Annotated in this window: 18 protein-coding genes; 3 read left to right on the plus strand and 15 right to left on the minus strand. The window is 63.8% G+C overall.

The window, feature by feature from the left end; all coding sequences use genetic code 11:
• Positions 1–46: 46 nt before the first annotated feature.
• The 9 genes from ABGT83_RS07080 to ABGT83_RS07120 all read right to left on the minus strand — a co-directional run bounded on the left by ABGT83_RS07080 (position 47) and on the right by ABGT83_RS07120 (position 8,931).
• Positions 47–790: an ATP-binding protein gene (locus tag ABGT83_RS07080; protein WP_346686654.1), complete on the minus strand. Its 744-nt coding sequence runs from the start codon at positions 788–790 to the stop codon at positions 47–49.
• An 8-nt stretch (positions 791–798) separates the two neighbouring features.
• Entirely contained in the window at positions 799–1,260 is a 462-nt protein-coding gene (locus tag ABGT83_RS07085; RefSeq protein ID WP_346686656.1) for a transcriptional regulator, read from the minus strand.
• Positions 1,261–1,280: 20 nt separating this feature from the next.
• Positions 1,281–1,511, minus strand: coding sequence for a helix-turn-helix domain-containing protein (locus tag ABGT83_RS07090; RefSeq protein WP_227155360.1), 231 nt, complete (start codon positions 1,509–1,511; stop codon positions 1,281–1,283).
• Positions 1,512–2,258: 747 nt separating this feature from the next.
• Complete coding sequence (locus ABGT83_RS07095) at positions 2,259–2,621, minus strand: metal-dependent transcriptional regulator (RefSeq protein WP_346686658.1); 363 nt, start codon at positions 2,619–2,621, stop codon at positions 2,259–2,261.
• Positions 2,608–4,371: an ABC transporter ATP-binding protein gene (locus ABGT83_RS07100; protein ID WP_346686660.1), complete on the minus strand. Its 1,764-nt coding sequence runs from the start codon at positions 4,369–4,371 to the stop codon at positions 2,608–2,610. Before ABGT83_RS07100 ends, ABGT83_RS07095 begins: the two co-directional genes overlap by 14 nt.
• Complete coding sequence (locus ABGT83_RS07105; protein WP_346686662.1) at positions 4,372–6,147, minus strand: ABC transporter ATP-binding protein; 1,776 nt, start codon at positions 6,145–6,147, stop codon at positions 4,372–4,374.
• 5 nt (positions 6,148–6,152) lie between these two features.
• Positions 6,153–7,607, minus strand: a complete 1,455-nt coding sequence (locus ABGT83_RS07110; protein WP_346686664.1) for an ABC transporter ATP-binding protein — start codon at positions 7,605–7,607, stop codon at positions 6,153–6,155.
• Positions 7,604–8,311, minus strand: a complete 708-nt coding sequence (locus ABGT83_RS07115; RefSeq protein WP_346686666.1) for an energy-coupling factor transporter transmembrane component T family protein — start codon at positions 8,309–8,311, stop codon at positions 7,604–7,606. The genes ABGT83_RS07110 and ABGT83_RS07115 overlap by 4 nt, the downstream gene beginning before the upstream one ends.
• Entirely contained in the window at positions 8,308–8,931 is a 624-nt protein-coding gene (locus tag ABGT83_RS07120) for an MptD family putative ECF transporter S component (protein ID WP_346686668.1), read from the minus strand. Before ABGT83_RS07120 ends, ABGT83_RS07115 begins: the two co-directional genes overlap by 4 nt.
• A 151-nt stretch (positions 8,932–9,082) precedes the next feature.
• Here ABGT83_RS07120 and ABGT83_RS07125 point away from each other — a divergent pair, with 151 nt between their 5' ends.
• Both ABGT83_RS07125 and ABGT83_RS07130 read left to right on the plus strand, forming a co-directional pair.
• Entirely contained in the window at positions 9,083–10,045 is a 963-nt protein-coding gene (locus ABGT83_RS07125; RefSeq protein WP_346686669.1) for a helix-turn-helix transcriptional regulator, read from the plus strand.
• 37 nt (positions 10,046–10,082) lie between these two features.
• A complete protein-coding gene (locus ABGT83_RS07130; protein WP_346686671.1) occupies positions 10,083–10,913 on the plus strand; it encodes a class I SAM-dependent methyltransferase in 831 nt (276 codons plus the stop codon).
• A 99-nt stretch (positions 10,914–11,012) separates the two neighbouring features.
• Here the strand turns inward: ABGT83_RS07130 and ABGT83_RS07135 are convergent, their stop codons facing one another.
• The 4 genes from ABGT83_RS07135 to ABGT83_RS07150 all read right to left on the minus strand — a co-directional run bounded on the left by ABGT83_RS07135 (position 11,013) and on the right by ABGT83_RS07150 (position 14,049).
• Entirely contained in the window at positions 11,013–11,243 is a 231-nt protein-coding gene (locus tag ABGT83_RS07135) for a helix-turn-helix domain-containing protein (RefSeq protein WP_346686673.1), read from the minus strand.
• A gap of 200 nt (positions 11,244–11,443) precedes the next feature.
• Entirely contained in the window at positions 11,444–11,860 is a 417-nt protein-coding gene (locus tag ABGT83_RS07140) for a metal-dependent transcriptional regulator (RefSeq protein WP_346686674.1), read from the minus strand.
• Positions 11,861–11,896: 36 nt separating this feature from the next.
• Entirely contained in the window at positions 11,897–13,828 is a 1,932-nt protein-coding gene (gene feoB / locus ABGT83_RS07145) for a ferrous iron transporter B (protein ID WP_346686676.1), read from the minus strand.
• On the minus strand, positions 13,825–14,049 hold the full coding sequence (locus ABGT83_RS07150; protein WP_013979976.1) for a FeoA family protein: 225 nt from the start codon (positions 14,047–14,049) through the stop codon (positions 13,825–13,827). Before ABGT83_RS07150 ends, feoB begins: the two co-directional genes overlap by 4 nt.
• Before the next feature lie 169 nt (positions 14,050–14,218).
• Between ABGT83_RS07150 and ABGT83_RS07155 the strand changes: the two genes are divergently transcribed.
• On the plus strand, positions 14,219–15,253 hold the full coding sequence (locus tag ABGT83_RS07155; RefSeq protein WP_013979977.1) for a helix-turn-helix domain-containing protein: 1,035 nt from the start codon (positions 14,219–14,221) through the stop codon (positions 15,251–15,253).
• 80 nt (positions 15,254–15,333) lie between these two features.
• Here the strand turns inward: ABGT83_RS07155 and ABGT83_RS07160 are convergent, their stop codons facing one another.
• Together ABGT83_RS07160 and ABGT83_RS07165 are read right to left on the minus strand one after the other, a co-directional pair.
• A complete protein-coding gene (locus ABGT83_RS07160) occupies positions 15,334–19,011 on the minus strand; it encodes an ABC transporter ATP-binding protein (RefSeq protein ID WP_346686678.1) in 3,678 nt (1,225 codons plus the stop codon).
• Between the two features lie 38 nt (positions 19,012–19,049).
• Complete coding sequence (locus tag ABGT83_RS07165; RefSeq protein ID WP_013979979.1) at positions 19,050–19,664, minus strand: MptD family putative ECF transporter S component; 615 nt, start codon at positions 19,662–19,664, stop codon at positions 19,050–19,052.
• Between the last annotated feature and the right edge of the window lie 7 nt (positions 19,665–19,671).

The raw sequence follows: 19,671 nt of genomic DNA on the forward strand, positions 1-19,671 counted from the left end.
GGGCGCCGTCAGGCAACAACGGGATTGTCCCGGCAAGTCCCCCCGGTCACGACCTTGACGTAATCCTCATATCCGGCCCCGTGAGGTAGATGGGGGTCGTGGTCTCAGAAAGGCGGCTTGCGATCGCCTCGGCGGTCTCAACCTCGCCCTTTCTCCCGAGCCTTTTCGATAGCGCCTGGATTGAGTAGTTCGAGGTGAAGATGGTCGGCCTCATTCCCTCGTAGCGGGCGTTGATGACGAGGAACATCATGTTCGAGGACCACTCCTTGGCATCCTCTTTGCCGAGGTCGTCGATGACGAGGACATCGCAGGCGGTGTACCTCGATACGACCGTCTCGGTCTCTCCTCTCCCCGAAAAGCTAGCCTTGATCCTCTCGAGCATCGCCGATGCCGTCGTGAATACCGTGCGGTAGCCCGCATCCACGAAGGCGTTCGCCAAAGCTGCCGCCGAATAGCTTTTCCCTCTTCCGACCGATCCGTATATGTAGAGACCCTGCCCTGCGCTGCCCTCGAACGACTCGAGGTAGTCAAGGAGGCTCTGGTGCTGGACGGTCGCATTGAGGAATCGCTTCGGGATACCCGCGCGCTTGCGGCTCTCGGACAGGCGCGCCTCCCTCTTTGCAGCCTCAGCCTTCTCCACTCGCGCCTTTTGTCTGCGCGCGCCCTCGCAGTCGCATTCGCGGAACCCCGCGACGATTCGTCTGCCGCCGAACTCGACCACGCACGGGGCGAGGGGGCGCCCGCAGTATTCGCAGCACGTCTCCGAATGCGTCGGCTTCGATTCGCCCATGGCACGTCCTATCTGTAATCTTTGTTTTCCGTCTTTGTTATTAGCTGGCAAGACGTCAGGGGTCGGCATGGTGTTTCGTCATGCGCGAGGTGGCGCTGGCGAGCCTTATGGTCACCCGATGACATTTCGCCATGTTTCGATGCATCTGCCCCGCCTATGGCATCCTTTGCCCTTTGAACCGCATCGAAGTTTATGCGGTAGACCTTCGTCTCCCTCCCCTTGGAGAGTTCCTGGCGGCCTACCTCGAATACAAGGTCCATCTCCTCGAGCTTCCTCACCGCGCGGACAATGCTTCGCGTGTCGGCTCCGAGAATCTTTCCAAGATGAGCTTTGCTTTCGTAATAAGGGGATCCGCTCCCGCAGAAACCGTAAATCCTTGCGTATACGAGAAGGGGAAGCCCAGATAGGCAGAGCCCTCTGGTCATGAATTCCCGTACGATGATGAAAGCCTCTTCGCTATGCCCCGCCATGTCGGTCGTTCCCTGTATCCTTAAATCGCATGGCGCTTGCTCCATTCGAGAAGCTCGTCGCGATAGGCGAAGAACCCGCGCTTCTTGCCGTGCATTCGCCTCAAAGGCAGCGGATCGTCTTCTCGCTTATGCCATTCGTAGACGCTGTTTCGGCTTACGCGGAACAGGATTGCGATCTCCTCAACCGAATACGTGTCTTGAACAAGGACAGGCGTCTTGACGAAGACGCTTGATTTGTTTCTCTCAGCCATTATGTCGACTGCTCCTTTCGAAGACGGCAGGGCGCGGCAGTGCGCAGAAGCGCCGTCAGCACGCCTACCGTCTTCCAAGAGCCCGATCGACGGCTTCTATATCGAAGCGAATGGTCTTTGCGCTTATCCTCACGCAGGGAATAGAACCTTTGCGCGCCATGGAAAGAACCCTTCTGGGCGTGATTCCGAGATGCCGGGAAACGGCATCCGCATCCACGAGGTCGGATAGCGGTTGGCGGGATTCCCCGAATCGACGAAGCCCTCTGATGTCATCTTCCGATGCAGCCATGAACGTCCTTTCGTCTCCATTAGGCGCTCTTGCGGCGTTTAAAGCGCCAATGGGTTCAATCGATTTCCTTCGGTCATAATTGGCTCGAAGGCGAATAGGGTCAAACCGAAAAAAAGGAGGTCGTCCCGCTAAGTCCCTGTATGTGATTTGCTGACGAAATCTACGCAATCCACCGTAAGCGCTGCCCGGGTAGTACGCTTTGCTAGTTTGTGTTTTTATCGCCAGGGTGCGCTTTGCAACCAAAGGCCTTTGCCACAGCTGATCGAGGGACTGAGGCGGAGGCCGGGCAAAGAACGGCCGGCATAGCAAAGCGGCCCTCCGACCGATTCGGAGGGCCGCTTTGCGGCAGCGAACAATGTTTGGCGAAACGGGGTCGCTCATAATCGAATACCGATTCCGAATGGCCCCAGCGCGTGGGCCAGCCGCTTGACGGCATTAACCTTCTGCTGAATTGGCGCCTAGGTCCGCCCTAGATGAGAAGAAAGCTTCTCGAAAGAATCGGCGGAGATGCAGTGCTCCATACGGCATGCCTCCTCGGATGCCACCTCCGTGTCCACCCCGGCGTCGAGGAGCATCCGCTCGAAAAAGCGGTGCTTGGCGAGGGTCTCCTCGGCAAGGCGCTCTCCGGCTGCAGTCAGCCGAACGTCACGATCGACCACCTCAACAAGCGATAAATTGGAAAGGCGCGCGACGGCTTTCGTCACGCTGGGCCTCGACAAGCCGAGGTGCTCCGCAATATCCACGTTGCGGCAAAAGCCGCGCTTCGACCTTATCGACAGAATGGCTTCAAGATAGTCCTCTGACGAGTCATGCCTTGTCATGGGAGTCTCCTCCCAACCGCCAGCCGGCCGCCTCGCGGCGCACCTCGATGAAGCGGCGGTAGACGCCTTGCTCGCGCACGAGTTCCTCGTGGGTGCCGCGCTGGACGATCCTCCCGCCGTCCACGACGAGTATCTGGTCGGCGTCGCGCACCGTGTTCAGCCGATGGGCTATGGACACGAGGGTCTTGCCCCGCGTAAGCTCCGCAAGAGCCGCCATGAGCAGGTGCTCGTTCTCAGGGTCGACCGAGCTCGTCGCCTCGTCGAGGATGACGATAGGCGCGTCCTTCATGATGGCGCGCGCGATGGACACGCGCTGGCGCTCCCCTCCGGAGAGGTTCGTACCGCCCTCTTCGAGAACGGTGTCGTACCCCTTCGGCAGCTCCATGATGAAGTCGTGGCAGCGCGCCCGTTTCGCCGCGGCAATCACCTCGTCGCGCGTGGCATCAGGCTTTCCGAACCGGATGTTGTTCTCCACGGTGTCGTTGAACAGGTACACGTTCTGGAAGACCATCGAGATGCGAGAGAGAAGGCTCTCGGCCGTCCCCTCGCGCACATCGACGCCTCCGACGCGCACGCATCCCTCGTCGACGTCCCAGAAGCGCGCGAGCAGGTTGACGAGCGTGGTCTTGCCCGAGCCGCTCGGGCCCACGAGCGCGCAGGTCGTACCCTCAGGAATGTCAAACGTCACGTCGTCGATCGCGCGGCGGCGACCATCGTAGGAGAACGAGACGCCCTCCATCGCGAGGTCGAATCCCTTGCATGCAAGCTGCTTGTCCGTCGAATCCTGCCTCGGGACCGCGCACACCTCGTCGATGCGGTCGAGCTCGCCCTCGATCTTCTTGGTGAGGAAGGCGCCATTGTTCGCGCTGATGAGCTCGCCGTAGATCATGAACGCGGCGACCAGCAGCGTGAGCGCCCAGGAAAGCGGAAGCGCACCTGTTAGATACAGGGCGCACGAGGCGAACAGGACGCCGCAGCTGGCGAGATTGAACACGAGCGCGTAGAGCTTCAATATTCCCTGGGCGGCTTGCTCCTGCTCGAAGTCGGCTTTCCGCTTGCGCTCGAAGGACGCCTTCGCCTTCGCCAGAGCCTCGTCGGACGAGGCAAACGTGCGCAGCACCGCCATTCCCCGTGCGTACTCGATCACCGCGTCGGCCATGTCCTCCTGGGCGGCCGTGATCTCGCGGGTGGCTGCGGTCGAGCGCCGCCGCAGCCACTCGAGGACGACGAGCCCGACCGCGATCCCGGCGAACGTGATCGCCGCCACCGGCGGTGCGAACGCCAGGAAGAACAGGCCCATGATGACAGCCATGGCCACGCCTCCCGAAAGGCCCGTCAGGCAGATGGTCATGAACTCCTCGAGCTGGTGGACGGTCGTGGTGAGCGTCGTCGTGATGGCTGAGAGGCGCTGGTCGGAGAAGTACCCCATGGGGGCTCCCTTCATCCGGTCGCCAACCCGTAGGCGAAGGTCCCGGAACACGTGGAAGCCCTCCGCGTCCATCTTTATGTCGACAAGGTACTGGAACGCGAACTGCCCGGCGACGCTTAAGGCGAGGATGCCGAAGCACTGCAGCGCCACCCCCGCGTCGAGACGGGCGCGGTTCTCGAGCGCCCACCACACCGCGGCGAGCATGCCCGCCATGAAGAGGGCCTTGAGGACGTTGCACGCCATCCCGACGACGAGGCTGCGCCGGGAGGAGGCGGAGAAGCTTCCCGCTAGGTCGAGTATCCTTTTCATTATCGCCAGCATCTAGTCCTCCTCTCTGTCGCCGGACAAGGGGCCCGTGTGCTCCGCCCACATGCGCGCGTACAGGGGGCACGACGCGAGGAGCTCCTCGTGCCTTCCGCATGCCGCCACGCGCCCCGTCTCCATCACGACTATCTGGTCAGCGCCAGCGACCGTCGAGAGTCGGTGGGCTATCGTCACGAGCGTCTTGCCCTCGACGAGCTTTTCGATGGCTCTTTCCACCGCGGCCTCGCTCTCGGGGTCGGCGTACGCCGTCGCCTCGTCGAGGATCACCACGTCGGCGTCCTTCAGGATCGCCCGCGCGATCGTGATGCGCTGTCTCTCCCCGCCGGAGAGCTGCGCCCCGGCCTCTCCCGCCGGCGCGTCGTAGCCCAGCGGCAGGCGCTCTATGAACCCGTGCGCGCCCGCCGCGCGCGCGGCCCGCTCCACCTCAGCGTCCGTCGCGTCGGGCCTTCCCAGCCGGATGTTGTCCGCAATCGTGGCGTCGAACAGGAACGTGTCCTGCGCCACGTAGGAGACGTGCTCCATGAGCTGCTCGAAGGGGATCTCGCGCACGTCGCGCCCTCCGTAGCGCACCGTGCCACCGCTCGCGTCCCAGAACCCGGCCATGAGCTTCGCCACGGTGGACTTCCCCGAGCCGGACGGGCCGACGATGGCGGTCATGGTGCCGGGCTTCGTGCGCAAGGTCACGCCGTGGAGCACCTCGACGCCCTCGTGGTAGGAGAACGACACGTCCTCGAAGGAGAAAGGTTCGCCGGTCAGTTCCACCCGCTCCGTCGGACGGGAGAGCTCGGGAAGCGCCAGGAAGTCCCAGATCACGTTCAGGCACGCATCCATTCGGGATATCTGGCCGGCGGCCTGGGCGAACTTGAGCACGCCGCCGATGAAGCCGAGGGGTATCGTGATGCACACCATGAAGTCCGGAAGGCCCAGCTCGCCCGCCGACATCAGCCAGACTCCCAGAGGCAGCGAAAACAGGAGTGTGCAGGGCACGACGGCCCTCACGAGCGCCAGCCACACCCAACTTTGGCGGAACCAGGCGAGCGTGGAGTCGTGGTAGGCCGCGACGGCCTCGGAGAACGACCCGTACGAGGAGGCGCTTCGGCCGAACGCCTTGATGACCTGGATGCCGTTGACGTACTCGACGAGGGTCGAGTTCATCTTTTGCTCGCTTTCGATGTAGCGCGCCATCTTGGCCTTGTAACCACGCATCATGCCGAGGTAGAACAGCACGCCGAGCGGGATCGTGGCGATGCCCGCCAGCCCCATGCGCCAGTCGACGGCGAATACGATCGCCATCGCGAGCACTGGCGCGAACACGTTGCTGGGAAGCTCGGGCATGAAGTGGGCAATGGCGTCCTCGAGCTGGTTCACGTTGTCGACGAAGCGGTTCTTGAATGTCCCCGTCGGCGTGTCGACGATGGTCCCCATGGGCACGCGGGCCATCTTCTCCGCCATCGCGTCGCGCATCGACTGCAGGGCCCTGAAGGCGATCCGGTGGCTCGTCATGGAAGAACGCCAGGTGAAGAGGAACTTCGCCGTCTGCCCGAGAGCCGCCGCGGCGGCAAGCCATGCTGCAGCCTCGAGAGTCAGAGAACCCTCCAGAAGGCCCGCCGCGAGCGCGGCGACCGCGATGTAGGGCACCATGCCGAATGCCTCGCCGACGCAGGCCATCGCGAGGGACAGCGCCATCTTCCCCTTGTCGGGGCGCATGAAGCAGAAAAGCTTCGCGAACGCGCTCGGACGCGCGTTCTGCTCTTCGGGGGTTGCCTTGGCCATGTGTATCACCCCTCCTCGGGTTCCGCGGACAGATCAACCACGCGGTCCCCCGCCAGTCGCGCGAGCATCTCGTCGTGGGTGATGACTACCACCGCCTTGCCGTTTTCGGCGAGCTTTCGGCACCACTGCGCCACTTCCCGCATGCCGCGGCCGTCGAGGCCGCTTGTGGGCTCGTCGAGCACGACGAGCTCCGCGTCCGAGCAGTACGCCGCAGCCAGGGTCACGCGCTGCTTCTGGCCGCCCGACAAGCTCGCCGGATGCCGGTCGGCCAGGTCGGCGAGGTCGAACGCGGCGAGCGCCTCCCACGCCCGCGCCTTCAGCGCATCGTCCGCCTTGCGCCCGAGCACTACCTCGTCGGCGACGCTGCCCGCGTAGAGCTGGTAGTCGGCGTCCTGCATCACGAAGTAGCTCAAGCGCCTCCGCTTCCGCGGGGAGAGCGCCACGCCGCCCCTCGTCACGCGCCCCTGCTGTTCGCGTGCCGCTCCGACCAGCACTTTCGCGAGCGTCGTCTTCCCGGTTCCGTTCCCACCGCACACGACCGTGACGGACCCCAAGGGGAACTCGGCGTCGACCTTGCGGATCCCCCGCTTCGTCGACGGGTAGACGAAGGTGACCCCTTCGAGCCGCCAAACCGGGAGGCTGGGCCTGGCCTCGCTTTCGCGCGCGACCGCCATGTCTGGATGGCGCAGACCGAACCGGGCGGCTTCGTCCAGGGAGAGGCGTGCGAACTCGCCGGCGTCCCAACGGGCCGCAACGCGCCCCGACCTCATGCACACGAACTCGTCGGCGACGGGGAGGAGCCGGTGCAGCCTGTGCTCCGAGACGACGACCGCCGTCCCTTCGTCCTTCAATCGAGCCAGGATCCCGACAAGCGCCTCCGAGCCCGCGGCGTCGAGGTTCGACGTCGGCTCGTCGAGGACGAGGACCTTCGGACGGCATGCGATGGCGGCGGCGAGCGCCACCCGCTGCTTCTGCCCGCTCGACAGCTCGGTGAGCTTCTCGCCCAGAAGCCGCTCTACGCCGCAGAGCTGCGCGGCCTGACGGACCCGCGCGACCGTGGCCTCCGGGTCGGTGCCCAGGTTCTCGAGCGAGAAGGCGATCTCGTCGGCGACGGTCCCCATGAAGAACTGGCTCCTCGGGTCCTGCATCACCACGCCCATCCCTTCGGTCCGCTGCCGGGGCGACAGGTCGTAGGCGTCCGTCCCGCCGATGAGGACTGCGCCTTCGCGTTCGCCCGGGAAGAAGGTTCCCGCCAGCCCGTCGATAAGCCGCAGGACGGTCGACTTGCCGTCGCCCGACCTGCCGCAGAGGACCGTACACGAGCCGTGCGCCACGTCGAGGGACACCTCGCAGACGCGGCTGCCCGTTCCGGACGGCTCCCGCCCCTGCCCCGCCAGCTCCGACTCGTCGAGGTAGCGGAAGGAGACGCGGCCCAGAAAGACCGCTCTCGGCCCGTTCATAAGGCCACCCCCAGCGCGTAGACCGCGGCGGCGGAGACGACTACGAGGAAGGCGCATGCCGCGTCCCGAGCGGAGAGGCCGACGTGATACACCGACGTGCGGCCTTCGCCGATCTCGATGCCCCTCAGCTCCGCCGAGGCGGCGAGCTCGCTCGACAGCCGAAGGGATCGCATGACGAGCGGCGTGTAGATGCACTCGTACGCCAAGGCGGGATGCCTCACGACATCGATGGCGCGGGGGAAGATTCCCCTCATCCTGATGCCGCGGACTATCGAGCGGACCTCGAAGGAGAGGATCGACGCGAATCGGAACACCATGCAGACCCCGACGAGCACCCCCTGGGAAACGCGCCAGCGGTCGAGCGCGCACATGATTGCGGACGGAGAGAGCGTGAAGAGCGCGCAGCCGACCGTGAAGGGCGGCACCATATGGAGGACGCTCACGAAGAGGACGCCGTAGAGGCCCGACAGGGGCAAAAAGCTCAAGCCACAGACCGCAGCGAAGCTCGCGCACGCCTTGGCGGCGAGCTTCGGCCTGCCGTTCGCCGCGAGGTAGGCCGCCGCGATCGCCTGCAGAAGTGCCGTCTCGAGCAGCCCGGTGACCAGCATGGCGGCAACCCCCACGGCCAGGAAGGACGCAAGGTGCGTCCTGGGGTCGAGTCCGAGGACCCCCGTCCTTATGTCCGCCTCTTCCGCCCGGCTCATGCGATCTTCGCCTTGCGGACGTGCTTCTTCAGGAACTTGGAGCCGACAAGGCCGCCGACGACCGTCCCCGCGACGAACATCGCCATCATGAGCAGGATCCAGGGAAGCTCCGTGTACTGGGCCACCATCGCCGCGACGTCCGCGGCGTCGTAGTACGTTCCGAGCTGCTCCATGTAGGCCTCGCGGAAGAGCAGGTAGGGCATGATGCCGTAGAAGCCGAACGTCACCCAGTAGACGACGTAGCCGCCGACGATGCGCTTGATGTCATGGTAGGAGCCCTTACCCCACATGACGAGCTCCCCGACGACGGCTCCGATGACGGCGACCGGGGCGCAGTAGAGCCCTCCCATGAACGTGTAGAGGACGCCGAACACCAGGATCGACGCGGCAAGTACCCCTCGCTTTCCGATGCGGTCCGCCATCACGACGTAGAACGGCGTCGAGAGAAGGGGGAACAGCCACGATCCCACAAAGAACGTGTTCTGAGGGGCGAGCAGCATGTCCTCGATCATCTTCGCCGCCATCGTGAGGAACACGATGACGAGGTTGAACACGACGAACGTCAGGATGTCTCGCGTGGTCCATCTGCCACTTGCCGGTCGAGAGCTTTCTGCTTGCATAGAGAATCCTCCTTAGCATGATTGTTAGCCAATTGCAACTTTGGTCTATAATGAGCGCAGAAGGACTTCAGAGGTCCGAGACCGATGCAAATGCGGCCCAATAAGGAAAGTCGGTGCCCAAACAAGGAAGGAAGCGTCTAGGAGTTGGCGGATGGAGAGTTTAGAAGAAGACCTTTACAGCGCAGCGTTTCGAAAATGGAAGATCTCGCCCTCCTCTAAAAAGCACGGATACGGGCCTTGCGGCATCCTGCGGACCTTCGAGAACGAATTCGGTGAGGGCGAATACTGGTCTTACTTTCGCGGGAATCTCTACGCTATCAATTCCTTCAGGATGAAATTCAAGAAAAACTGGGTTCTGAGGTATCGGTGCACCGAGCATCTCTGCGTTTCGTTCTACGACGAAATCGAGGGAGTGACGCAGAAACAGGGTGCGCCGCTCAGTGTTGGGGGGATTTCGGTATATCTCGGAGGAGAGGGCGAAGAATACGAAGCGCGCGTTTCCGAGGGCGCGTCGACAAAGGGAACGTCGATCACCTTTTCCCCTGACTACTACCGCACGTACCTGCAAAGCAGGTTCGGAAGTGTCGAGGATATGAGAAGGGCCTTCCTGGAAGCCGACGGAAGGCATGATATGCCAGAGCTCGTCAACCTGCTCAGAAAGGCTCGGAACTACAAGGGCGCGGGAATCGCGGCGGAGCTTTTCTATGAAGGGGTGATATCGGAAGCCGTCGCTTCCGTCATGCAGCATTCTTCCCTCTACCCCGAATATCGCCAAAACATGCATCTGACCCGAGAAGATCGCAAGGCCATCGACTTCATCTGCGGGTACATCGCCTCGAACCTCGGAGGGGATCTATCCTGCTCCCACCTGGCAGACCAGCTCTACATAGGGAAGACGAAGTTGAAAAAACTCTTCAAAACTGCAACGGGACTGTCGCCATCCCGCTACGTCGCGCGCGAGCGTATGGAGGAGGCATCGCGCCTGCTTGTCGAAACCGACTTGGCGATAGCCGAGATCGGCGGAAAAGTAGGTTACGCCAAGCCAGGCGCATTCACGGAAGCCTTCCGAAGGGACAGAGGCTGCACGCCCAAGCAGTTCAGAGGATCGCGATAGCAAGATGGCCGCATGCGCCATGCGGAAGGAGAATCACATGCCGGAACTCGATGCCGTGAAGAGCACGCTGTTCATCCCGATGCTGGGAAGAATCTACGCCAGCGAGCATTTCCAGAACATCCTGCACGATGAAAAGGCCCTGGCGCTGAAAGGCGCGTTGCCGAAAGACATGGCAGAAAAGGGTTCGCAAAGCCAGTACACCCTGCTGGCTTCCGCCTCCCGCTCCGCCAACATGGATCGCTTCATCCAGGACTTTCTCCGCCGCAAGCCAGACGGCGTTATCGCGGAGCTGGGATGCGGACTGGAGACCACCTACTATAGAAACGACAACGGGCACACCTGTTGGTACGCCGTCGATCTGCCGGACGTGATGGAGTACCGAAAGACGCTGCTGCCGGAACCGGAGCGGCAGGCATATTTTGCCGGCGACGCCTTCTCGGACACCTGGATCAAGCGGATCCGCGCCGACGCGCCGGATGCGCCGATGCTGGTTATCGCCGGAGGCCTGCTCCACTACTTCGAAGAGGAGAAGGTGCTTGCCTTTCTGCGGACGCTGCAAAGTCTTGGGAATGCGGAGGTGGCGTTCGACAGCGTGAGCAAGATGGGAATGGAGATGACGCGCAAGAAGTACATGAAGCAGATGGGGCATGCTGACGCAGGGATGTTTTTCTACGTGGATTCCGCGGCAGAACTCTCCCGGAAAATCAGCAGCGATGCCTGCGCCTTTGAGGAGCCCTTCTACCGCCATATCGACAAGACCGGGCTGAGACTCTCGACGAAGCTCAGCATGGGCGTATCCGACTGGTTCTGCATGGTGAAGATGGTGCACGTGAAAGCGAACGCGGGGATCGCCCCGGCAAAGGGGTGATGGCGTCGCAAGAGCCGACCTTTTCCGGCAGGCGGTAATCCGCCTTACTCCCGAAAACGAGGGAAGGCCCGGCCCCTATCGCAGCTTAGGCTGCGACGTTCACTCCACGTGCCGCTTGCTCCACTCGAGCAGCTCGTCCCTGAACGCGAAGCGCCCCCTCTTCCTGCCCATCATCCTCCTGAGCGGCAGGGGGTCGTCCTCGAGGAGGCTCCACTCGTAGACCGCGTTCCTGCTCACGCGCAGGAGTATCGCTATCTCCGCCACCGAGTAGGTGTCCTGGATCGGCACGGGGACCTTGACGTACGGGCATCCCGCTGTTTCGACTGCCATGCGTCTGCTCCTTTCGGAGCGGCAGACACTGCATCCTGACGTCGCGGGATCCGGCGGCGATGGCGCGAGGCCCGTTGCCATCGTCGCCGCTCGGTATCGTATCGTCTCCCACACGTGTGATTCCAGGCGGGCGGAAGCGGCGCGCGCCGCCCGCTGCGCGGGTCGCGTGCGCCGCCGGGCTCAATGCGCTTCGCCTGGGCTTATGTGCGCCCGGCTATTCGCCCGTCTCCGTCCTGCCCCTGTAGGCTCACGAGGTGGTCCGCCAGGCGGCGGAAGGAGGGGCCGGAGATGCAGTGCTCCAGGCGGCACGCCTCCTCGGAAGCCGTCCTCCCGTCCACCCCGGCGTCGCAGAGCAGCCGCCTGAAGAACTCGTGCTTCTCGAGCGTGGCGCCGGCGAGGCGGCGCCCCTCGGGGGTGAGCCGCACGTCGCGGCCTGCCACCTCGACGAGCGACCGGGACGACAGGCCCGCCAGGGCCTTTGTGACGCTCGGCCTCGCGACGCCCAGCCGCTCCGCGATGTCGGCGTTGCGGCAGAACCCCCGCTCGGCGCGGATGACGAGGATCGCCTCGAGGTAGTCCTCGGAGGATTCGGTCGCACCGGTGTTTTCGTACCTCATCTCTTCAACCCCGTTCTTTCCCCGAAAAAGAATTTGCTAGAAAAACAGTAAACTCACGTGGTAGACCACACATCCGAGCAGAAGCGAGGAGGCTATGTAGAACGCCGCCGTTATGACGGTCCACTTCGTCGAGTGGACTTCGGCCCAGGTAGCAGAGACGCTTGCCGCGCACGGCATATTGAACGTGAACGCGAAGATGAAGGCGAGCGCCTCGGGGGCTGAAATCACCTGAGACATGACCTCTCCGACGTTCGCCGCAGCCGCCCCGCCACCGGTCATGATCCCCACGAGGACGGCGTTCGGCGTCGCCGCGCCCGTAAAAAGACCCGAGAGCACGCCGAGGGCGGATTCCTTGAGGACGAGCGCGCAGAGCCACGCCGTGAAAGTCTGCCACCCCATGCCGAACAGCCTCGTCACCGGCTCGATAGCGGTGCCCAGCGCGTAGAGCGCCGACCCTTCAACGCCGCCGGTTGAAGTGTAGGTGAGCGCCCAGATGACGAACGCGAAGATTGCGACCACGCGAATGGCACGCACGAACATCTGGCGGCTCTTGAGCAAGGCACCGCGCACGACGCCCTTCAGATGGGGGCGGTGGTAGGGCGGAAGCTCCATAACCAAGCCCGCGCGCTCTCCATCCGCCACCAGGCGCGGCCCGAACACCTTGCCGACGATGCCCATGATGACAAGCATCATGGCGAATATCCCCACGATCACGAGCGGCGCGCCAAATACGCCGAAGAACGCGACGGCCAGCACCGGCACCACGCCCCACGTGGAGCCGCACGGGATGGCCCAAGCCATCATGACGGTGAGCATGCGCTGTCCCCACGAGTCGATGACGCGCGAGCCCGACACGCCGCCCATCGTGCACCCCAGGCACATAAGAAACGGCATGAGCGACTTCCCCTGCAGCCCGAAGCGCGCCATGGTGTGGTCGAACACGTAGCCGATGCGCGCCATGTAGCCCGCCTCCTCGTAGAGGCCGAACACAAGGTTGATGCCGAATACGTAGCCCACCATCATCGTGCCGAAGCACAAGCTGTTGAACACCACGCCCGCGAGGAAACTGCCCACAACGTCAGGCGCGCCCGCCTGCGCGAGCGCCCCGGCAGCGACCTGCCCGAGCGAAGAGATGGCACCGCCGAGCATCATGATGGGTATGGCGGGAACGAACGCGAGAAGGAACCCTACGAGAATCATGGCGACGGTGATGGGTTTTGACCAGCGAGAGCCCGTGGCGAGCCGGTCGAAGCGCGACAGCGCGTGCGCTTTCTCGGGAGCGGACACCGCCCCGTCGAGGAGCCATTCGATCCAGGCGAACCGCGCCTTCCCCGCCCCCTGCGCCGTCGCCGGGGCGGAAGCCATCTCCCGACGCAAGCGGTCGTCGTCAATGGACGGGCGCTCGCGCGCCGTCCGCTCGATGGCGCAAAGCAGATTCCCGTACCCTTCCGGACGTGACGCCACGAGCGGCACGACAGGAATCCCGAGCCGCTGCTCGATAAGCGCCGAATCGATGCGCTTGCCTTGACCCTCCGCAACATCCATGAGATTCAAAGCAAGGAGAGAGGGCTGCTCCGGGTGCGCGGCAGCGAACTCGGCGAGCATGTAGAGGCTGCGCTCGAGCTGGGAGGCGTCGGCCATCACGACCACAACGTCCGCATCGCCGGACTCGAGGTAGTCACGCGTCACCTCCTCCTCGGGCGAGTTGGCGGAAAGGCCGTAGGCTCCGGGGAGGTCGACCACGCGGCACTGCGTATCGCCAATCCCGAACGACCCCTCTTTCCTCTCGACAGTCTTGCCCGGCCAGTTGCCCACATGCTGCCTCGCGCCCGTAAGGCCGTTGAACAGGGTAGACTTCCCGGAATTTGGCTGGCCAAGAAGAGCGACCGCAACACCGGCGCCCTGCCCTCCCGACGTTCTTGCCCCCTTGGCCGCAGGGCAAGCGGCCGCGCACGTCTCGCAACTCACAAGGCCACCTCCACATCAATCAGTTCGCAATCCCCTCTGTCGATTGCAACGGCGCTGTCGCGGACGTATACCAGCACGGGGCGCTTTCGGACGTTCTGGAGGACTTCTATACGGCACCCTTCGGTGAGTCCGACTGCGGTGACCCGCGAGACGAACCGCGCATCACCCGACACGGCCAAAACGCGCGCAGCCGACCCCTCTTTCATATCGTGCAGTTTCATTAATCAACTCCTTTCCAGGGCGGGCGTCGTGCCCGCAACCTGGAGAAAGCTTAAGGTTGAAGAGGAAACCTCCTCAACTCCATGCTATGCAGTCAGCTCCATATCTCAGTGATGTTAGCTATAATTAACTATCAGAAATGCAATCGCCGCTGCCGGAAAGCAGCGGCACGTGTCGAAAGGGGATGGTGCCGTGGGCCGCGCATGCTCCGATAGAAAGACCGACGGACAACTCCTGAAAGCGAGGGTCGCCCCGGGAGTCGAGCTGGTTGAGGATCCCAAGGGCCTCTTCGAACTGCAGATCTCGAAACCGGTCGGAAGCGGCTCCATGCGCGGTCGCGCCCTGTCGCGCGGTTTGTTCATCGCCCTCGTTGACTTTACCTGCACGAGGTGCCCAAACATCCCTTCCGACACGCCCCTCCAGCTGCCCTCGTTCTCCAGCGGGATGTGGCTGACGGTGAACCTGTGCTGGGAGGGTCGGTGCGAAGTCGACATCCCCGACGGCGGACTGGGAGTAGTTGCCGCCGGGGATCTGTGCGTAAGCTACTCCCGGAAGCGGCCGGCCGAGTTCAGATACCCATCGGGGCGCTACCGCGGCGTCGAGCTGTTCGTGAACGATCGAGTTGCCGAGGAACCGGCGTTCTCCCTGCTCGGCACAGGGGACAACGCCATCCGGCGCATCGCCCGCAAAGCGGGGCCGGCGGCCGTCCTCGCGGGAGACGCGGAGCTCAACGGACGCATGGAGCGCCTGGCAGCGCTTCTCGACGCGAACGACGACGCGATGGCGGAATACGAGGTTCTCGGACTGCTGCTCGGCCTCCAACGGCGCGACCTTTCAACGACGAAACCCCGCTTCCTGCTCACGCGTGCGCAGATGGGGATGGCTGCCGCAGCCCGCGACGAGATGGAGCGCGCCCTCAGCGCGCGTCACGACGCCCGGACGATGGCCGCCGCCTTCGGCGTGAGCGCAACGTCACTCAACGAGTACTTCACCCGCGCATATGGCAGCACGATCGCGACCTACCTCCGACGACGCCGAATGGAAGAGGCGGCAACGCAGCTCGCACAAGGCGCGAAGGTGACGGAAGCAGCAACGTATGTGGGCTACGCAAACCCGAGCAAGTTCGCCGCTGCGTTCAAGAAAGCCTATGGGGTGCCGCCGAGGGAGTGGAAGCACGCCAGTGGGATGGGGCTTCGCAGCGTGTAACCGCGTCAACCTTGGGATTGGCAACCCTTCTCCGCCCAGCATAAACGCACGATTCTTCCCGAATATTGATTCGAAGGACATCACTGCGCTCCCTCAGCTGACATACGCCCATTCGCTCCCCAGCTGCTGCTCTGCAGCTGGAGATCCCAAAGATGTCGGTAGAGGCCGTTGCTCGAAACGAGGTCGTCGTGGTTCCCCTCTTCGACGATGTTCCCGCCGTCGAGAACGACGATCTTGTCCGCGTTGGCGATGGTCCTCAGACGATGTGCGATGACGATCACCGTCTTGCCCGCGCAGAGGGTTCCGACCGCTCTCTGGATGAGCGTTTCGTTCTCCGGGTCGAGCGAGGCCGTGGCTTCGTCAAGAAGCACCACGGGGGCGTCTTTCAGAAGGGCCCGCGCGATGGAGAGGCGCTGGCGCTCCCCTCCGGAAAGAGCGGCGCCGTTCTCGCCCAGCATCGTGCCGAACCCCTGGGGAAGCCTCTCGATGAACTCCATGCAGTGCGCCGCCCTCGCCGCTTCCGCCACTTCTTGATCAGTTGCTCCCTCGCGGCCGATTCGGATGTTGTTCGCGACCGTGTCGTCGAAAAGGATCACGTCCTGAAAGACTATGGAGACGTGCGCGAGCCACGATTCCTCGGAGAACCCGGCGATGTCCTTGCCCGAGCAGAGGATCCTGCCGCTGTCCGGCTCCCAGAATTTCGCCGCCAGCTGGGCGCAGGTCGACTTGCCCGAGCCGCTCGGCCCGACGAGGGCGGTGACTTTTCCTTCCTGCGCGTCGAAGCTGATGCCGTGGAGGACCTCCTCGTCGCCGTACCCGAACCGGACGTTTTGGAAAGATAGGCTATGGCCGGAGACATCCGCCGGAGCAGAGCCCTTCGCTTCAGGCTCGTCCATGACCGCCTTGATCCGGGCCGTCTTAGTCGACAGGTTGAGAAGGTTGGGCAGCTGAGACACGAGGGCGAGAATGGGGCTGTACACACGCGAAACGATGAGCAGGAACATGAGCAGAACCATGAAGTCAACGCCGCCGGAGGTGAGAAGCATCGCGCCGATGCAGACGGTCAGGCCCACCCCCGAGCGAAGGATGGCGCTCGCAAGGGAGACGGAGACGTCGACAGCGAGCTCGACCCGCATCGTCACCCTCTTGAGCTCGAGCATCGCCTGCTCCATGGCGGCGGAGTCCTTGCCCACCGCCCTGCAGGCCCTTATGTCCTTGATGCCTTCGAGGTAGTCCTGCACGCGCGCCAGCGCATCCAGGCGGACGCGGTTCTGCCTTTCGAAAAGGCGCGACTGATGGCGTCGGCTCAAGGCGATGACCCCCGCCGAAAGCGGCAGCGTGATTATCACGCAGCAAGCGAGCCGCCAATCGAAGAAGGCGAGCATCACGCAGATGACCATGGTCGACACGATTCCGGCGATGAGCTGCGGGAGCGTCGAAGACAGCATGGACTCCTGCGCCGTCACGTCCCCCATGATGCGGTCGGCCACGTCGGTCGTGTCCCGGCGGTTGAAGAAGCTCATGGGCAGTTTCCTCAGATGGTCGGCGAGGCGCAGGCGGATGCTTTCGGACTCGGTGTACGCGGCCACGTAGGTTTTCTTGTAGTCGTTCCTCGAGGTGACGAAGACCACCGCCATCCCCGCAAGCCCCACGGCGAAGATCGCCCAGAGCGCGGCGGCGTCGAACGGCTCGCCCGCAAGGGTCCCCACGAGAGCCGCGAACGCGGCGACCGTGCAGACGAAGGGGATCATGAGCGCCAGATCGCTCAAGGTGCACGCGAGGGCCGAACGCTTGAGTCCGGCATAGCCCTCGCCGGAAAGGTTGAACGCCCTCTGAAGCCATGGCGCCCTGCCGTTCGACGGCTTGCCGGGCTTCTCCGCAGGGTCGTGCTCGCCGGCGGAAGCATCCTGCGCCGCATGCGGGGCGACCGCTTCGGAGGATCGGGCTTCGTCGCCGCCTGGAGCCGATTCGATGCCCCATTCGACCGCCTCCGTGTACTGGCTCCACATCTTCGCATACGTCCCCGATGCGGCGAGGAGCTCTTCATGGGTGCCCTCCTCGACCTTGCGGCCGCCGTCGAGCACGACGATCTTGTCGGCGCCGACGACGGTGGAGAGCCTGTGGGCGATCATGATCACGGTCTTGCCCGCCATGAGCCTCTCGAAGGCCTTCTGGATCAAGTGCTCGTTCTCGGGGTCGGAGAACGCGGTCGCCTCGTCCAGCACCACGATGGGCGCGTCCGAGATGATCGACCTGGCGATGGCTATCCGCTGCTGCTCGCCGCCGGACAGGTGCACGCCCTCGGAGCCTATTACCGTGGCGTAGCCGTGGGGAAGGCTGCTGATGAATCCGTCCGCCTGGGCGGCCTTCGCGGCCTCGACCACCTCGTCGTCGGTCGCCCCCGGCCTGCCGCGCCTGATGTTGTCCGCGATGCTCTCGCGGAACAGGTGGGAATCCTGGAACACCAGGCTGAGGCTGCCCATCAATTCGTCCTGGCTCATCTCGCGGACGTCGACGCCGCCGACGAGCACCTGCCCCGAATCGACGTCCCAGAAACGGGCGACGAGGTTCGCCAGCGTCGATTTGCCCGAGCCGCTCGGCCCCACGACCGCGCATACCGTGCCGGCAGGGATTTCCAGCGAGACGTCGCGCAACGCCGGCTCCGCGTCGTCCTCGTAGGAGAAAGTCACGTCCCGAAGGGACACCGAGGCGTCCTTCGGGGTTTTCGGCGCCTCGGGACAAGAGAGCTCCTCGATGCCGAGCACCGAGTCGATGCGGTCGATGTTCGCCTGGGCGAGCATCCCGTCCTCGCTCACGTAGAGGATCTTCGCGAACACGCTCGATATCGAATGCACGAACAGGAGGTAGAAGACGAGCGAGAGCACGAACGTCGGCCAGTCTTGCGCGCCCGGGGCGAGGAGTATGCCGACGGGCAGGACGAACAGGTACGCGTTGTTGATGATCGCCGTGAAGCCTGGCATGGAGTTCCGGAAGAAGAGCGTGACGTCGAGGGAAAGCCCCGTGTAGTCCTTGATCGCGTCTGTGAGCCGCTTGAACGATCTCGCCGTCTGGCCGAAGGCCTTCACGACGCGCATGCCGCGAACGTACTCAACGGCGGCGTTGCCCATCTGCTCTTTCACTTCCTGGTAGCGCCCCATGCTCGCCATGACGCGCTTGTCGGCGTAGCCGGAGAACTGCACGACGCATGCGACGGCGACCGCCGCCAACGTAGCGACGCCGAAGCGCCAGTCGAAGACGAAGAGCAGCGCCACCAAGACGACGGGCGCGGCGGCGGTAGCCGCCAGGTCCGGGATGGAGTGCCCGATGAACTGCTCGATCCCGCCGACGCTTTCGTCCATGACCTTCGAGATCCTGCCCGTCCCGAGCCTGGCGACGTGCCCGAGGGGAATCCTCCCGAGGTGGGCGGCGATGTCGAGCTTCGTGCGGTACTGCGCGTCGAATGCCGCGGCGTGGGAGCACAGAAGCGCGGCAAGATAGCACCCCACGTCAACGACTATGCCTGCCACCGCCAAGCCCGCGTAGCCCGTCATCGCCGAAACGTCGACGGCGGCCAGGTTCGGATAGACCCCGACCGCATCCCTGATCATGAAGTAGATCGCCACGTATGGGACGAAGGACGCCGCCGCGGATAGGACCGCCAGCGCCATGGAGGCGAACACGAGGGGCTTTCTTCTCCCCGCGAACCGCAGGCAGCGGGAAAGGGCCCCCGGCTTCCTTCCTTTGCTTTCCTTGCTCATCGAATACCTCTTCTCTCATGTTGCTTTGAAAAAGGGCGCTAGGCGATTCCCGCGCGCTCGAGGTGCTTCTTGAACACCGCCCGTCCGACCAGCGAGCCGATGATGCCGCCCGCGAAGGTCACGACCGCGATAATCGCGAACGTCTCGGGAGTCACCGTGGACAGAAGGGCTTCCATGTAGGCCGGGTCGATGCTGTTGGACCCCATCAGCTCGCGGTAGTAGTCCTGGGAGGCGAACATGGGAACGAAAAGGCCCGCCGCCCAGCAGGTCTCGAAAAGCGCGTACCCCACGGCGACGCCTGCGAACCTACCGTACCCGAGCGCTTTCCGCGCCAGCTCGGAGACGGCGCCGCCGACGGCGAGGCCGAGCGCCACGGGCCATCCCGACCCGATGACGAAGATGACCACGGCGAAGACGAGCGCCATGATAAGAGACGTCCCGGCGCGCGGCACGCGCGCATGCATGTAGACCCAGACGATCCCGGCGGGTATCGCCGCGATGGCGCAGCAGCCGCAGTACGCCACGACGCTCATGGAGGTGATTCCCACGACGAGCATGCTCACCACCATGAACAGCAGGGAGAAGACGCCGAGGGCTATGAGGTCCCTGGAGCTGAGGCTGCCGCTTTCCTTCTGTTTTACTTTTGCTGTCATTTCCAAA

This window comes from Enteroscipio rubneri (assembly GCF_963929405.1).
GTDB classification, from domain to species: domain Bacteria; phylum Actinomycetota; class Coriobacteriia; order Coriobacteriales; family Eggerthellaceae; genus Enteroscipio; species Enteroscipio rubneri.

Excerpts from the sequence above, each read along its gene's own strand:
- ABGT83_RS07080 (WP_346686654.1), bottom strand. The coding sequence starts at position 790 with ATGGGCGAATCGAAGCCGACGCATTCGGAGACGTGCTGCGAATACTGC.
- ABGT83_RS07085 (WP_346686656.1), bottom strand. The coding sequence starts at position 1,260 with ATGGCGGGGCATAGCGAAGAGGCTTTCATCATCGTACGGGAATTCATG.
- ABGT83_RS07090 (WP_227155360.1), bottom strand. The coding sequence starts at position 1,511 with ATGGCTGAGAGAAACAAATCAAGCGTCTTCGTCAAGACGCCTGTCCTT.
- ABGT83_RS07095 (WP_346686658.1), bottom strand. The coding sequence starts at position 2,621 with ATGACAAGGCATGACTCGTCAGAGGACTATCTTGAAGCCATTCTGTCG.
- ABGT83_RS07100 (WP_346686660.1), bottom strand. The coding sequence starts at position 4,371 with ATGCTGGCGATAATGAAAAGGATACTCGACCTAGCGGGAAGCTTCTCC.
- ABGT83_RS07105 (WP_346686662.1), bottom strand. The coding sequence starts at position 6,147 with ATGGCCAAGGCAACCCCCGAAGAGCAGAACGCGCGTCCGAGCGCGTTC.
- ABGT83_RS07110 (WP_346686664.1), bottom strand. The coding sequence starts at position 7,607 with ATGAACGGGCCGAGAGCGGTCTTTCTGGGCCGCGTCTCCTTCCGCTAC.
- ABGT83_RS07115 (WP_346686666.1), bottom strand. The coding sequence starts at position 8,311 with ATGAGCCGGGCGGAAGAGGCGGACATAAGGACGGGGGTCCTCGGACTC.
- ABGT83_RS07120 (WP_346686668.1), bottom strand. The coding sequence starts at position 8,931 with ATGCAAGCAGAAAGCTCTCGACCGGCAAGTGGCAGATGGACCACGCGA.
- ABGT83_RS07125 (WP_346686669.1), top strand. The coding sequence starts at position 9,083 with ATGGAGAGTTTAGAAGAAGACCTTTACAGCGCAGCGTTTCGAAAATGG.
- ABGT83_RS07130 (WP_346686671.1), top strand. The coding sequence starts at position 10,083 with ATGCCGGAACTCGATGCCGTGAAGAGCACGCTGTTCATCCCGATGCTG.
- ABGT83_RS07135 (WP_346686673.1), bottom strand. The coding sequence starts at position 11,243 with ATGGCAGTCGAAACAGCGGGATGCCCGTACGTCAAGGTCCCCGTGCCG.
- ABGT83_RS07140 (WP_346686674.1), bottom strand. The coding sequence starts at position 11,860 with ATGAGGTACGAAAACACCGGTGCGACCGAATCCTCCGAGGACTACCTC.
- ABGT83_RS07150 (WP_013979976.1), bottom strand. The coding sequence starts at position 14,049 with ATGAAACTGCACGATATGAAAGAGGGGTCGGCTGCGCGCGTTTTGGCC.
- ABGT83_RS07160 (WP_346686678.1), bottom strand. The coding sequence starts at position 19,011 with ATGAGCAAGGAAAGCAAAGGAAGGAAGCCGGGGGCCCTTTCCCGCTGC.
- ABGT83_RS07165 (WP_013979979.1), bottom strand. The coding sequence starts at position 19,664 with ATGACAGCAAAAGTAAAACAGAAGGAAAGCGGCAGCCTCAGCTCCAGG.